The sequence below is a fragment of the Sinorhizobium terangae genome (genome assembly GCF_029714365.1).
Taxonomy (GTDB): Bacteria; Pseudomonadota; Alphaproteobacteria; order Rhizobiales; family Rhizobiaceae; genus Sinorhizobium; species Sinorhizobium terangae.
The window spans coordinates 2,930,848-2,943,937 of record NZ_CP121659.1 but is presented as its reverse complement, the minus strand read 5'-3'; the positions used below and the strand labels follow the sequence as shown (position 1 = coordinate 2,943,937).

At 61.9% G+C, this 13,090-nt stretch carries 12 protein-coding genes; 3 read left to right on the top strand and 9 right to left on the bottom strand.

Annotation, left to right across the window (positions count from 1 at the left end):
• Window positions 1-134: 134 nt before the first annotated feature.
• Together QA637_RS14060 and QA637_RS14055 are read right to left on the bottom strand one after the other, a co-directional pair.
• The gene (locus tag QA637_RS14060; RefSeq protein WP_153436417.1) at window positions 135-1,127 is read right to left on the bottom strand and encodes a Bug family tripartite tricarboxylate transporter substrate binding protein; all 993 of its coding nucleotides are present in this window, start codon (window positions 1,125-1,127) and stop codon (window positions 135-137) included.
• A 323-nt stretch (window positions 1,128-1,450) separates the two neighbouring features.
• Window positions 1,451-3,253, bottom strand: coding sequence for an ABC transporter transmembrane domain-containing protein (locus tag QA637_RS14055; RefSeq protein ID WP_184108575.1), 1,803 nt, complete (start codon window positions 3,251-3,253; stop codon window positions 1,451-1,453).
• Between the two features lie 260 nt (window positions 3,254-3,513).
• Here QA637_RS14055 and rpmE point away from each other — a divergent pair, with 260 nt between their 5' ends.
• On the top strand, window positions 3,514-3,735 hold the full coding sequence (rpmE, locus tag QA637_RS14050) for a 50S ribosomal protein L31 (RefSeq protein WP_153436416.1): 222 nt from the start codon (window positions 3,514-3,516) through the stop codon (window positions 3,733-3,735).
• 133 nt (window positions 3,736-3,868) lie between these two features.
• Here rpmE and rcdA read toward each other — a convergent pair whose 3' ends face one another.
• From rcdA to QA637_RS14035, 3 genes are all read right to left on the bottom strand, one after another.
• Window positions 3,869-4,387, bottom strand: a complete 519-nt coding sequence (rcdA, locus tag QA637_RS14045) for a protease adaptor protein RcdA (protein WP_153436415.1) — start codon at window positions 4,385-4,387, stop codon at window positions 3,869-3,871.
• A gap of 544 nt (window positions 4,388-4,931) precedes the next feature.
• A complete protein-coding gene (locus QA637_RS14040; protein ID WP_153436414.1) occupies window positions 4,932-5,120 on the bottom strand; it encodes a DUF1192 domain-containing protein in 189 nt (62 codons plus the stop codon).
• Entirely contained in the window at window positions 5,107-6,411 is a 1,305-nt protein-coding gene (locus QA637_RS14035) for an MFS transporter (protein ID WP_153436413.1), read from the bottom strand. Before QA637_RS14035 ends, QA637_RS14040 begins: the two co-directional genes overlap by 14 nt.
• A 233-nt stretch (window positions 6,412-6,644) precedes the next feature.
• Here QA637_RS14035 and QA637_RS14030 point away from each other — a divergent pair, with 233 nt between their 5' ends.
• Together QA637_RS14030 and QA637_RS14025 are read left to right on the top strand one after the other, a co-directional pair.
• Complete coding sequence (locus QA637_RS14030; RefSeq protein WP_153436412.1) at window positions 6,645-6,800, top strand: hypothetical protein; 156 nt, start codon at window positions 6,645-6,647, stop codon at window positions 6,798-6,800.
• Between the two features lie 176 nt (window positions 6,801-6,976).
• On the top strand, window positions 6,977-8,884 hold the full coding sequence (locus QA637_RS14025; protein WP_283061864.1) for a TPR end-of-group domain-containing protein: 1,908 nt from the start codon (window positions 6,977-6,979) through the stop codon (window positions 8,882-8,884).
• Between the two features lie 3 nt (window positions 8,885-8,887).
• On the opposite strand, the gene QA637_RS14020 is transcribed toward QA637_RS14025, so the two are convergent.
• The 4 genes from QA637_RS14020 to QA637_RS14005 all read right to left on the bottom strand — a co-directional run bounded on the left by QA637_RS14020 (window position 8,888) and on the right by QA637_RS14005 (window position 13,085).
• Window positions 8,888-9,805, bottom strand: coding sequence for a PhzF family phenazine biosynthesis protein (locus QA637_RS14020; RefSeq protein WP_283061862.1), 918 nt, complete (start codon window positions 9,803-9,805; stop codon window positions 8,888-8,890).
• Window positions 9,806-10,025: 220 nt separating this feature from the next.
• On the bottom strand, window positions 10,026-11,051 hold the full coding sequence (locus tag QA637_RS14015; RefSeq protein WP_153436409.1) for a class I fructose-bisphosphate aldolase: 1,026 nt from the start codon (window positions 11,049-11,051) through the stop codon (window positions 10,026-10,028).
• Between the two features lie 244 nt (window positions 11,052-11,295).
• A complete protein-coding gene (locus tag QA637_RS14010) occupies window positions 11,296-12,495 on the bottom strand; it encodes a phosphoglycerate kinase (RefSeq protein ID WP_153436408.1) in 1,200 nt (399 codons plus the stop codon).
• The gene (locus QA637_RS14005; RefSeq protein ID WP_153436407.1) at window positions 12,495-13,085 is read right to left on the bottom strand and encodes a putative glycolipid-binding domain-containing protein; all 591 of its coding nucleotides are present in this window, start codon (window positions 13,083-13,085) and stop codon (window positions 12,495-12,497) included. The genes QA637_RS14010 and QA637_RS14005 overlap by 1 nt, the downstream gene beginning before the upstream one ends.
• Window positions 13,086-13,090: the final 5 nt, after the last annotated feature.

Genomic DNA, 13,090 nt, shown 5'->3' with positions numbered 1-13,090 from the left:
CAGCGACCTTAGCGCGTCCGATTCGACGCGCGGCACTGTAATGCGCTCGCCGCTTGTCCCTTCTCCCCGTCGAAACGGGGGAAGGTTGCGGCAGCGGGATGAGGGGCGATAGCGCGAACGCTTGCCTCAAAGCGTCAATCCATCTGGATGTTCGCGTCACGTACCACAGGCGTCCACTTCTCAAGCTCCGCCTTGACATGCGCCGCCAATTCCTCAGGCGTCGAGCCGACGATCTTGGCGCTGAACTCCTCCATGCGCTTCTGGACAGCCGGATCGGCAAGCGCCTTTTTCGCCGACTCGTTCAATCGCGCGATCACCGGTTGCGGCGTGTTGGCCGGCGCAAAGAGCGCATTCCAGGTATAGGTCTCATAGCCCGGAATACCGGATTCGGCGATGGTAGGAATATCGGGGAACGACGGCGCGCGTTCGGCAGTCGTCACCGCGAGCGCCCGCAGGGTCCCGGCCTTGATGTGTCCGGATGACGAAGGAAGGTTGTCGAACATGATCGGGACCTGATTGCCGATGACGTCGTTCAGCGCCGGCCCGGAGCCCTTGTAGGGGATGTGCTGCATCTCAACGCCGGCCATCTTCTTGAAGAGCTCGCCCGAGAGGTGGAGCGGCGTTCCGTTGCCCGACGAGGCGTAGCTGTATTGGTCCGGCGCCGCCTTGAGCAGGGCGAGCAGTTCCTGGACATTCTTGGCCGGCAGTTCCGGATTGACGACCAGTACGTTCGGAACGATCACGAGCAGCGAGATGGGTGCAAAATCCTTCTCGGGATCATAGGGCTTTGTCTTCAGGATCAGCGGGTTGAGCGCGTGCGTCGCGACCGTGGCCATGAGGATCGTGTAGCCGTCGGGGTCGGCACGCGCGACATTGGCCGCCCCGAGATTGCCGCCGGCACCCGCCACGTTCTGGACGACCACCTGCTGGCCGAGATCCTCTGACATCTTCTGGGCGATGATTCTCGCGACTACGTCGGTCGAGCCACCGGCAGCAAAGGGGACAACCAGGGTTATCGGCCGGTCCGGAAACTCCTGCGCTTGCGCCGTCGTGCCAAGGCTCAGCGCGGAAAGCGCCGTCAGGCCGAGCGCGATAGCGCCGCGGCGGGTCAGTCTCGTAAATGCCATGCGGAAAATCCTCCCAAACTCGTCGTGGCGATGCCGGCTGCGAAGGGCCGGCCCTTTAAGAATAGGGTCCGGCTCCCGCTGTGCAATGGCGCAGAGTGGATCAGCCGCGGTTGGACGACGAAAGTCTAAGCGCGGCGCATCCAATGGGAATGGATTGCTGCGCGCTTGCTCCCCTCTTATGCATGTCGTTGCCGCAAAACCGCTACGCACTTTTGGGCGACATGCACTAAAGCGCGTCGCCTTGTCATGCGACGCGCTTTAGGTCCTTGTTTTTATGCATGTCGTTGTCCCAAAACCGCTACGCACTTTTTGGGCGACATGCACTAAGATCGCGCTGCGACGAATAGCGCTTCCGCGCCGTGGTCGAACTGCAGTCGGGCGAGTTTCGCGTAAAGGCCGCCTTGGCGGATCAGCGAAGCATGGGTGCCTTCCTCGACGACGCGGCCATGATCCATGACCAGGATACGGTCGGCCTTGAGCACGGTCGCCAGCCTGTGGGCGATGACAATGGTCGTGCGCTGCCGCATCAACCCGTCGAGCGCCGTCTGCACCAATGTCTCACTCTCGGCGTCGAGTGCTGAGGTTGCCTCGTCGAGGAGAAGGATCGGTGCGTTCCTGAGGATTGCCCGCGCGATCGCGATGCGTTGGCGCTGGCCGCCGGAAAGTGTCACTCCGCGCTCGCCGACCTGAGTGTCATAGCCCTGGTCCAGCCTTGCGATGAATTCGTCGGCTTGTGCGGCGACGGCGGCTGCGCGCACGGCTTCCCGGCTCGCATCCGCTGCACCGAAGGCGATGTTGTCGTGCACGGACGTGGCGAAGACCGTCACGTCCTGCGGCACGATGGCGATGCGGTCGCGCAAATCCTTCGGGTCGGCACTGCGGGCGTCGATACCGTCGACGGTGACGGCACCTTTGACCGGATCGTAGTAGCGCAGAAGCATCGAGAAGACCGTGCTCTTGCCCGCGCCCGAGGGGCCGACGATCGCCACGGTTTCTCCGGGCTTGACCGCAAAATTCAGGCCGTTGAGGCTCTTGTAGTCAGGTCTGGCGGGATAGGCGAAGTGGACATCGGTAAACGCGATGGCGCCCTGGGCCGGCACCGGCATGGCGACCGGGTGCTCGGGCGCCTGGATCTGCGGCACTTCGGTCAGCAGTTCGTTGAGGCGCTCGGCGGCACCTGCCGCCTGCGAGAGTTCGCCCCAGACTTCCGAGAGCGCACCGAGGCTGCCGGCGGCGAAAACCGAATAAAGCAGGAACTGGCTGAGCGTGCCCGCAGAGAGCGTTCCAGAAAGCACGTCGCGCGCGCCGAACCAGAGCACCGCGACGACGCTGCCGAAGACCATGGTGATGGCGAAACCGGTAAGGATCGACCGCGCCCGGATCGCGGCGCGGGCGGCACCATAGGCGTCTTCCACCGCGCTGCCAAAATGCCGGTTGGCACTTTCCTCACCATTGAAGGCCTGGACCGTGCGGGCTGCGGCGATTGCCTCGCCGGCATAGGCCGAGGCCGTGGCAAGGGTGTCCTGCGCCTGGCGCGAACGCCGGCGGACGGATCGGCCGAAACCGACGAGGGGAAAGACGATGATGGGGATCGCCGCAAGCACGAGGCTCGAAAGCTTCGGGCTGGTATAGATCATCATGCCAATGGCGCCGAGACAGAGGATCAGATTGCGCAGCGCCACCGAGGCGGTGGCGCCGACGGCTGACTTGATCTGCGTCGTGTCGGCCGTCAGGCGCGAAACGATCTCTCCGGACTGGTTGACGTCGAAGAAGGAGGCGGAAAGCTGCGTGACCTTCGCAAAGACCTCGCGGCGGAGATCGGCGACAATGCGCTCGCCGAGCGAGATGACGAAATAGTAGCGCGATGCGCTGGCAAGGGCGAGCACGACGGCCAGCACCATCAGCATGGAGAAATAGGTGTTGATGAAGCCGGAATCGGAATTGGAGAAGCCGTTGTCGATCATTCGCCGAACGGCCATCGGCAAGGTCAGGGTGGTGATTGCGGCGAGTGTCAGCGAGATCGCCGCTCCGATCACCAGCCGGCGGTATCGCGCGAGGTAGGGCAGCACTGTGGCCAGCGGGCGAATGGATCTGCGAGCTGGCGGTTGGTTTTCTCGTCTGGACACATGACCCCCGATCGCCTACAGGCCGTGCGTCCGATCGGACGCGCTAAGGTCGCTGTAGCACCTTGAAATGCACTAGCGTGGAAGGCCTTCTTTATAAGTCTTCCGCGCGGCACTTGTTATCCCGCAGACCTTCATGTATAGGCACGGCATCGAATTGGGGAGCCGCGGCCCAAGAGCGGTCTGCGGCTCCATTTACGTGTTCGGTCCCAAAGTCGCAATGCCTTGCGACAATTGGACCCTGGAACTCTAGGAAGATTGTTATGAAGGCAGACATCCATCCCGACTACCACATGATCAAGGTGGTCATGACCGACGGCACCGAATATGAAACCCGCTCGACCTGGGGTGCGGAAGGTGCCACCATGAACCTGGAAATCGATCCGAAGTCGCATCCGGCCTGGACCGGCGGCAACCAGCAGCTCGTCGACCGCGGCGGCCGGGTTTCCAAGTTCAAGAAGCGCTTCGAAGGCCTCGGCCTCTGATCGCTCGCCCTTTACGGCGTGTTCGAAGCCCGGCTCTGCCGGGCTTTTTTGTTTGCGCGCAGCAATGGCCCCAAAACGAAAACCCGGCGCGCGGCCGGGTTCAAGATTGTCAGGGACGATCAGCGCGTCGCTATCAGTTGGTGCCGAAGGCGGTTTGCAGCAGCTTGATCTGCGCCTTGACGCCGTTCTGGTTGTCCGGAACGAAGGTCGTCGCCTCCTGCGGCCGGTAAATCTCGCGGTCGAGTAACGCGACACGGTTCTGCAGGCGGAGCGATCGTTCGATCAGATCGCGGAACATCTCGGGGAGATCGTTCCAGCCCGGCGCGTTGCGATCGACGTTGAAGCTGTCGAGGCGCACCTTGCTCTTTTCCGAGAGAACCTGATCGCGGCTCATTTCGCCGTTGTTGACGGCACGCTGAAGCAGAAGCCAGGAGGCCATCTGCATCAGCCGCGTGGTAAGCCGCATAGACTCTGCGGCGTAGAGCACCGAGGCCATGCGGGGCAGCGCCTTGGAGGCAAGACGGCCAGGTCCATCGAGATAGCTCGCGGTTTCCTCGACCAGGCCCATGCCTTCTGCATAGAGCGCCTTGAACTGCGCCGAGGACGCAGCGTGTCCCGCGAAACTGACGGTATTCAATCCTCTCTCGGACATGGCCTGTTTTCCCTGGTTCAAACGCATCACGGTCGGGTAACGGGCGACTCCGGGAAAAGCTCCCCTGGCCCCCTCTATGGTTGAAGAATGATCCCTTACCGCATTCCGCGCAAGGGTATTCTTAAGAAAGGGTTAATCTCCACAATTCTTTGAAATGCCCTGTTTGCTCCCGCTTGATTCCCCAGATCGGAGTCGATTCCGCGGACAAAATCATTCGGCAATTCCAAGTGCTTCAGCGTCCTTTGCGTGTCCCAAGGACGCGCGGCGCTGAAAGACAAAAAAAGAGCCGCGGAAAGCGGCTCTCAAGGTAAAACAGGGAGAAATCAGACCCATTCGCCAGTCGGAGAAAATGTCTGAGTCCGGGGGAACCGGATAACTCGACAATCGCCGAAAATGCTTAATTTGCCGTTAAGTTGCGTTTATTTCGGGTCACGAAGCAGGAAGCGCGCGTGCGCAAGGCAAATCGCTTCCGCGCCGTGATCGATTCTGATGAGTTGAGACGCGGAATGCAGGCGGAGAACCGCACACTTTTCCTCATCCCGCTCTAGCGAAAGAGCTTGTCGGCCGCGGACCGGCTCGCCGACTTGCGCTCCCGTTCGGCCTCCAATCGCGCAATTTCCTCCGTCAAGAGCGCGATGCGCGCCGTCAGTTCATCGACCGAGAGCAGCGACAGATCGCTGCCGATCTCGTGGGCTGTCTTCTTCTTTGGGAGGTCGTCGTCAAACAGGCTCATTCGATCTCTCCTCTTCCTCGGGGTTGTCGCTGACATCCTCCTCGCGCAGTTCGTCAAGGGGCGCGGCGCGCGGCGAAAGCTGCAGGCTTTCCGGCGTCGTCGGCGTACCGGCATTGACCGGCGAGAAGGCGTCGCGCTCGGCGACCGGAACCGGCGCGCGGCGGCGGCTGCGAACCATCGCGTAGGCCGTGATTAGCATATGCGCGCAAGCCGTGATCATGAACAGGCCGTAAGGTCCCGTTGCGGTCATGATCGGCCCACCGATCGTCGGGCCGATGATCGTGCCAATGCCGTAGAGCAGCAAGAGGCCGCCCGAAACCTTGACGAATTCTTCCGGCGTGGCGAAGTCGTTGGCGTGGGAGACCGCGATTGGGTAGAGGGCGTTGGCGGCGGCACCGTAGATGGCGATCAGCGTCAAAACGATCCAGACCTGGCTCGGTTCGACGAGGAAGATCAGGAGGCCCGCAAGAGCGCCGATGCCGGCCAGCACAGCCAGCACGTAGCGGCGGTCGACACGGTCGGAAATACGGCCCGCAGGCAGTTGCATGACGGCTCCCGAAAAGATCGCCACGCTCATCATCGTCGCGACGGTGCTGTCGGAAAGACCGGCCTGGCGGCCGAAGACGGCGCCAAGCGTGCCGAAGGCGCCGTTCGCGATGCCGACCAGAAGGATGCCCAGAAAAGATACCGGTGAATTGCGATAGAGGCCGCGCAGATCGAGCCGGACCTGTTTCAGCGGTTGCGGCGAGGCAGCCTTGGAAAGCAGCGTCGGCAGCATTGCGACGCAATAGAGAATGCCGCAGATCATGAAGAAGAAGGTCGTAGACGTCTCGCCGAAAGGGATCATCATCTGGCCGCCGACGACACCGAAAAGCGTGATCGCGATGTAGAGCGAGAAAATCACGCCGCGGCTTTCATTGGTGGCGCGTTCGTTCAACCAGCTTTCGATGATCATCGACGTCCCGGCGGTCGAGAAACCCGTGACCGCGCGCAAGACAACCCACCAGATGGGATCGACCAGGATGCCGGTCAACAACGAGATGATCGCTATCAGGGCGGTAAAGACACTGAAGGCGCGCACGTGCCCGATGCGCTTGACGACGTTCGGGCCTAGAAAGCAGCCGAGGACGAAGCCGGAGGCCCAGGACGTGCCGAGAAGGCCGAGAATGGTTGTCGGGTATCCCTCGGCCGTGCCGCGCACCGGCAGGAGCAGACTCTGCAGACCGTTTCCAAGAAAGAGAAACAGGGTGCCAGCCAGGAGCGCAGCGACGGGAAGCAGGTTCTTTCTCATCATCAATCCGAAAATCGTTCTGCTGTCAGCAAGCTAGGGGCGAGTTCCCGCAATTGCCAGCCGGATTTTGTGCTACCCGTCATTGCAAATCGGTGGCGGAAACAATAGCCCTCTATGCGACGAAAAGTGACGGCGGTATGACGCTGGCGAGAGGGACGAGAAAAAGTGCATAAGCGTCTTCCGCCCCATCCCTTGTGGGGGCATCACTGCGGAACTCTGCGGGAATCGAATGAATGTCGAAAATCCTGATGGCACTCTTTCTGCTCGCGATGTCTGTTCAAGTCATCAAGCCGCTCGGCCTTCCGGGGCTGCGGCAACGACGCGATTTCTGGAAGATCGCCGTTTTCGCGATCGCGGTGATGATGATCACAGTGCTTGTGCGGCCGTAGTAGGTCGTTTCATTGATGCGCTTTCCTCTGCCGCGCCTCGGACGTAATGCGGCAGCACCCGGACTGGTTGAGGCTCACGAAACCGTTCCATTTGAAACAGATCCGCCTTTGGCGGCTGTGCTACGGAGATGCGGTAGTATCCACACGACATCCGGTGCATAAAAGGATAAGTTAGCTTGTTCGGACACAAGATGAAAATCGAGGGTCTCTTGGAACGTCGTCTGACCGCCATCCTCGCTGCCGAAGTCGTGGGTTACAGCCGTCTCATGGGTACCGATGAGGCCGGCACGCTGGCAGCAATGAAAAGACATCGCCGCGAGTTCCTGGAGCCCAAGATTGCAACCCACAAGGGACGTGTCGTCAAACTTGCGGGTGACAGCATGCTCGTCGAATTCTCGAGCGTGGTGAATGCGGTCGCTTGCGCGGCAGAAATTCAGCGCGGCATGCTCGCAAGGAACGAAGGACTGCCAAGGAACAGGCGCATCGAGCTCAGGATCGGTGTTCACCTCGGCGATGTCATCGTCGAAGACGGCGACATTTTCGGTGACGGCGTGAACGTTGCGGCGAGGCTCGAAGGCTTGGCCGAGCCCTCCGGCATCGCGGTTTCTGCCTCGGTACGCGATCACGTCGGCTCGCGGCTCGACCTCGGCTTCGTGGACAAGGGCGAGCACGCATTGAAGAACATTGCCCCGAGTGTGCGCGTCTACACCATCTCCTTCGGCGACGTGGCTGCCCAGAAGCCAGCGGAGCCGGTCGCCGTCGCGGTGGAACCCGGCTATGAGCTTTCGGTTGCGGTTCTGCCCTTCACGAACATGAGCCACGACCCGGAGCAGGAATATTTCTCCGACGGCATCACCGAGGACATCATCACCGATCTCTCGAAGATCTCGCGCCTTCATGTCGTCGCCCGGAACACCGTCTTCACCTACAAGGGCAAGCCGGTGAAGGTGAAGCAGATCGCCCAGGAACTCGGCGTTCGCTTCATTCTCGAAGGCAGTGTCCGCAAGGTAGGCGAGCGCGTCCGCATCACCGGCCAGCTTATCGACGCGCAGACCGGAGGGCATCTTTGGGCCGACCGCTACGACCGCGAACTCACGGACATTTTCATGATCCAGGACGAGATCACGCACGCGATCGTCGACCAGCTCAGGATCAAGCTGCTGCCGGAAGAGAAGAAGGCGATCGAGAGCGATCCGACCACCTCCGTGGAGGCCTATACCTACTACCTTCGCGGCCGCCAGTTCTCGCGTACCTGGACCCGGCCCTACCTTCTGCTCGCGCGCCGGATGTTCCTGAAGGCTGTCGAACTCGATCCGAACTATGCCCGTGCCTATGCAGGCATAGCCGAATGCGAATGCGCGATCCGAGACTGGCACGAAAAGGATTTTCCGCTCGAGAGCATTTTCGAGATGAGCGCCAGGGCGCTGGCCCTTGACCCAAACCTGGCAGAAGCGCACGCCTCACGCGGGTTGGCATTGACCCACGACGGACAAACGGAGGAGGCGGGCCGTGAGTTTCGCCAGGCTCTGGCGCTAGAGCCTTCGCTCTACGAGGCGAACTTGTACTATGGCCGTTTCCTGTTCGCACAGGGTCGATTTCAAGAAGCAATCGGCTTCTTCGAGCGTGCGGCCGGGATCCGACCTGACGACTACTTTTCGCCAATTCATTTGATGGGTTGCTATTTCTCACTCGGCATGGAGCCCGAGCGCCAGCGCTGGGCACGCATCGGCATCGAACGGGCGAAAAGAGCGCTGGAGCGGCACCCGGAAAACGCCAGCCCGGCCCATCGCGGTGCACTGGCGCTTGCGCATATGGGCGAAGCCGAGAGCGCCAAGGAATGGGTGGCCCGCGCGCTGGCGATCGACCCGGACGATGTTGTTGCGCAATACAATGCCGCCTGTGTCTATTCGCTTCTCGGCGAGGGCGAGCGCGCGCTCGATCTCCTCGAGACGGTCGTGCCGCAGAGCTCGAGCTACCACCTCCACTGGTTCAAACACGATTCGGATCTCGACCCCATTCGCGACCATCCCCGCTTCCAGGCGCTCCTCGACGCGATCGAGGACTGCGAGGGTGCACCCCGCTGAACGTCATAGCTCGATCGATCCGTGCATCGCCGTCACGCACTCACCCGAGACGCTGACCTTGCCGACCGTGCCCCCCTGCTTGCTGACGGTAACCGCTATCAGACTGCGCCGGCCCATCTCGACGCCCTGTTCGATCGTGAGTTCGATTTCGGCATCGTCCTCCGGATGAAGGGAGACGAGATAGGCGCCGAGTGCGGCGGACGCGCTGCCGGTTGCCGGGTCTTCGATGACATTGTCGAGTGGCGCGAACATGCGGGCCCTTATCCGCCATGGCTGGTGCTGTTTGCGCGCGTAGAGGAACAGGCTGAAACTGTCCTCGGCCAGCGGATAACGGCCATTCGCCTCGTGAAAGGCGCTGACGTTCGGACGCGCCGTTGAGAGCGTTTCCACGTCCCGGACTTCTGCAACGGCGAAGGGAAGCCCGACGGAAATCCGCACCGGCGGGTGGCGGCGATCGCTCACGCTTGCTACGGGGAGCGAGGCACAGGCGGCGATGGCCGCTGCGTCGATCGCAGGGCCGACGAGAAGCTGCTGCGGCGCGACAATGCGCGCGCCGGTAACAACGCCATCGCGGTCAAGGAGAGCCACCTCAACCAGCCCGGCCTTTTCCTCGAAACGCAGGCGGTCGCCCGGCAACTTGCCGAAGATTTCCGATTGCCGACCGAGCACGTAGGCAGTGCCGACATTCGGATGTCCGGCAAAGGGCACTTCGGTCGTGGGCGTGAAAATGCGCACGCGAGCGGTGTTTGCGGGATCGTCCGGCGGAAGAACAAACGTAACTTCGGAATAGCCGAATTCCGTGGCGATCGCCTGCATCTGACGATCGCTCAGCCCTCGCGCGTCCGGGATGACGGCAAGCTGGTTTCCGGCAAAGCGTTCGGAGGTGAAAACATCGACAGTGACGAAGGAAACGGTTGGCATTGCAGGCTCCTGCTCGATCGAAGCAGGATTTAGAGCCGTTTGCGCGTCGCCTGAAACAGCGAACTTGTCTCCATGACAATTGCCTCACCGCGAACCTCAGGGCGGACGGCGCCCATGCAAAGCCCGGCGACATCGCTGCCGCCGGGCCTTCTAACGCTCTTTCTGGTTGCGCTTCGGGTTGTCCGAAACCACTCCCACTTTCGGTCCATGCGGTCGCCGCTCAAGCGGCCTTTTCGAGGTCCTTCTTCCAGGTGCCCTTGGCCGCGAGGCTGCACATCTTCGCGCGATGGGTAAAGGCGCGCTGGCCGGCGGCAACATTTTCCGCCTTGCCGTTCCAGGCGTTCAGCGCCTCCTGCTGCAGGGCGCGGCCATAGGAGAAGGTGAGCTTCCAGGGCAGGTCGCGTATCGTGTTGATGGCGGAGAGATGCGCGGTTGCTTCTTCCGTCGACTGGCCGCCGGAGAGGAAGGCGATGCCGGGAACGGCGGAGGGCACGGTGCGCTTCAGCACCTTGACCGTACGCTCGGCCACTTCGCTGACGGACGCCTTGCGCGCCTTCTTGCCGTCGATGACCATGCTCGGTTTCAGGATCATGCCTTCGAGCTTCACGCGTGCGTCGCCGAGTTCTTCGAAGACGGTGCGCAGCACCCATTCGGTGACCTCTTCCGAGCGCTCGATCGAATGATCGCCGGGTGCGCCGTCCATCAGCACTTCGGGCTCGACGATCGGAACGATCATCGCTTCCTGGCAGAGTGCGGCGTAGCGGGCCAGAGCGTGGGCATTGGCCTTGACCGAACCCCAGGTGGGAAGGTCATCGGACACGGCGATGACGCCGCGCCATTTGGCGAAGCGGGCGCCGGCTTCGTAATATTTCGCAAGCCGTCCCGCGAGGCCATCGAGCCCTTCGGTGATCGTCTCCTTGGCAAAATAGGGCATCGGCTTGGCACCGGTGTCGACCTTGATGCCGGGGATCGAGCCGGACTTGCGGATGATTTCGACGAGCGGCGTGCCGTCGGCCGCCTTCTGGAACAGCGTTTCCTCATAGAGGATGACGCCGGAAATGTAATTGCGCATCGCCTCATCGGACCGCAGCAGCATCTCGCGATAGTCGCGGCGCGAGGTCTCGGTGGATTCCAGTGCGATGCTGTCGAAGCGCTTCTTGATTGTTGCGGTCGACTCGTCGGCAGCGAGCACGCCTCGGCCGTTCGCGACCATGGCAACCGCAATATCTTCCAGTCTTTCGCTCATGTTTTTTCTCCTTAGACAGCGCCGATCACCAACGGAGCGGGCGACGAATGAAAACAAGTTCGGTCTGAGGCGCAGCTTACGTCCGCCGCGTTCCGAATAATGGCGCGATAACAGAAGAAATTGTCCGGGAAAATGGCGCGAAAATCGACTGAAACGATTTAAATTATTTTAATCGTTTGAAATATCATAATTATTTTTGCGTCTCCGACCCGGGCGACGCATGCGCCCGGGTCGGAGGCTTGCTTCACTTCTGTTGGTTGAGGATGTCGACACCCGGCAGCGGCTTGCCTTCCATCCATTCGAGGAAGGCGCCGCCGGCCGTCGAAACATAGGTGAAATCGTCCGCGACTTCGGCGTGGTTGAGGGCCGCGACCGTATCGCCGCCGCCGGCGACGGAGACGAGCGAACCGGCCCGCGTGCGGGCGGCCGCATGCTTGGCGGCGGCGACGGTCGCCTTGTCGAAGGGTGCGATCTCGAAGGCGCCGAGCGGGCCGTTCCACACCAGCGTCTCGGCGCGGGAGATCCAGTCGTTGATCGCGCTGACCGATTTCGGGCCGACATCGAGCACCATGGCGTCGGCCGGGATCGCCTTGATGTCGACGACCTCGTTGTCAGCACCCGCCTTGAACTCGCGCGCGACAACGCCGTCTTCCGGCAGCACGATGGCGCAACCGGCCGCCGACGCCGCGGCGATGATCGCCTTTGCCGTGTCCGCAAGATCATGCTCGCAGAGCGACTTGCCGACATCGATGCCCTGTGCCGCAAGGAAGGTGTTGGCCATGCCGCCGCCGATGACGAGGGCGTCGACCTTCTTCACCAGGTTCTGCAGGAGGTCGATCTTGGTCGAGACCTTGGCGCCGCCGACGATCGCGACGACCGGGCGCCTCGGATTGCCGAGACCTTTTTCGAGGGCTTCGAGTTCAGCCTGCATCGTGCGGCCCGCATAGGCCGGGAGGTGATGCGCGAGACCCTCGGTGGAAGCGTGGGCGCGATGAGCGGCGGAGAAGGCGTCGTTGACGTAAAGGTCGCCATTGGCGGCCAGTGCCGTGACGAAAGCCGGATCGTTCTTTTCCTCGCCCTTGTGGAAGCGGGTGTTTTCGAGCAGGAGCACATCGCCGTCGTTCATCTCGGCAACGGCATTGGCAGCCTTGTCGCCGATGCAGTCGGCGGCGAAATGAACGCGCTGGTCGAGAATTTCCTCGACGGCGGGCGCGATTGTCTTCAGCGACATGTCGGCGACCGGCTCACCCTTAGGACGGCCGAAATGGGCAAGCAGGATGACCTTGGCGCCCTTTTCGGAAAGCTCGCCGATGGTGGGGGCGACACGCTCGATGCGGGTCGTGTCGGTTACCTGGCCATCCTTGACCGGCACGTTGAGATCGACGCGCACGAGCACGCGCTTGCCGGCGATGTCGGTCAGATCGTCGAGTGTCTTGAAAGTCATCAGATAGTCTCCGGTGATAGTCTCTGGAAAAGGGTGGGATAGTCGATGACGAGGCCGTCCTCGTCCACGGGCAGGTCCGCGGCAAAGCTGCGGTCCTCGGCCTCGTAGCGGTAGAGCTTGAAATCATCGAGGCAGGTATAGTGTTGTCCGTCCACAATCGGCTCGAACGTATTGAACGGTACGTAGAGCATCTTGAGCCTGACGGTGCCGGACCGGCGGGTGAGACCGAGGCGGCGGATCGGCAGCGTGTTGGTGAAGGGCGTCCCGGCGAGATCGATATCGATGCAGCCGTCGAATTTAGGAAGGGCAGCGCCTCGCGCCGTAGCCCATTTGCCCGGGGCATCCGAGCGCAGATGCAGGCTCCGACCGTCTGTCGTGTCGACGATCAACTTGCGGACCAGCCATGTCTCGTCGCAGTCAACCCGGTAGCGCACGCCGTAGGGCACACCGCCGCGGTTGCCGATGAGAACGCCAACGGCGCGGATGACCGCGCCGTCAGGAGTATCTGTTGATGTCAGTGTCAGGTGTTCGAGCCCTTCCCCTTCCAGCGGACGCCAGCGGACCGTCGTTGGAGAAAGGGCGCGAAACATCTGAG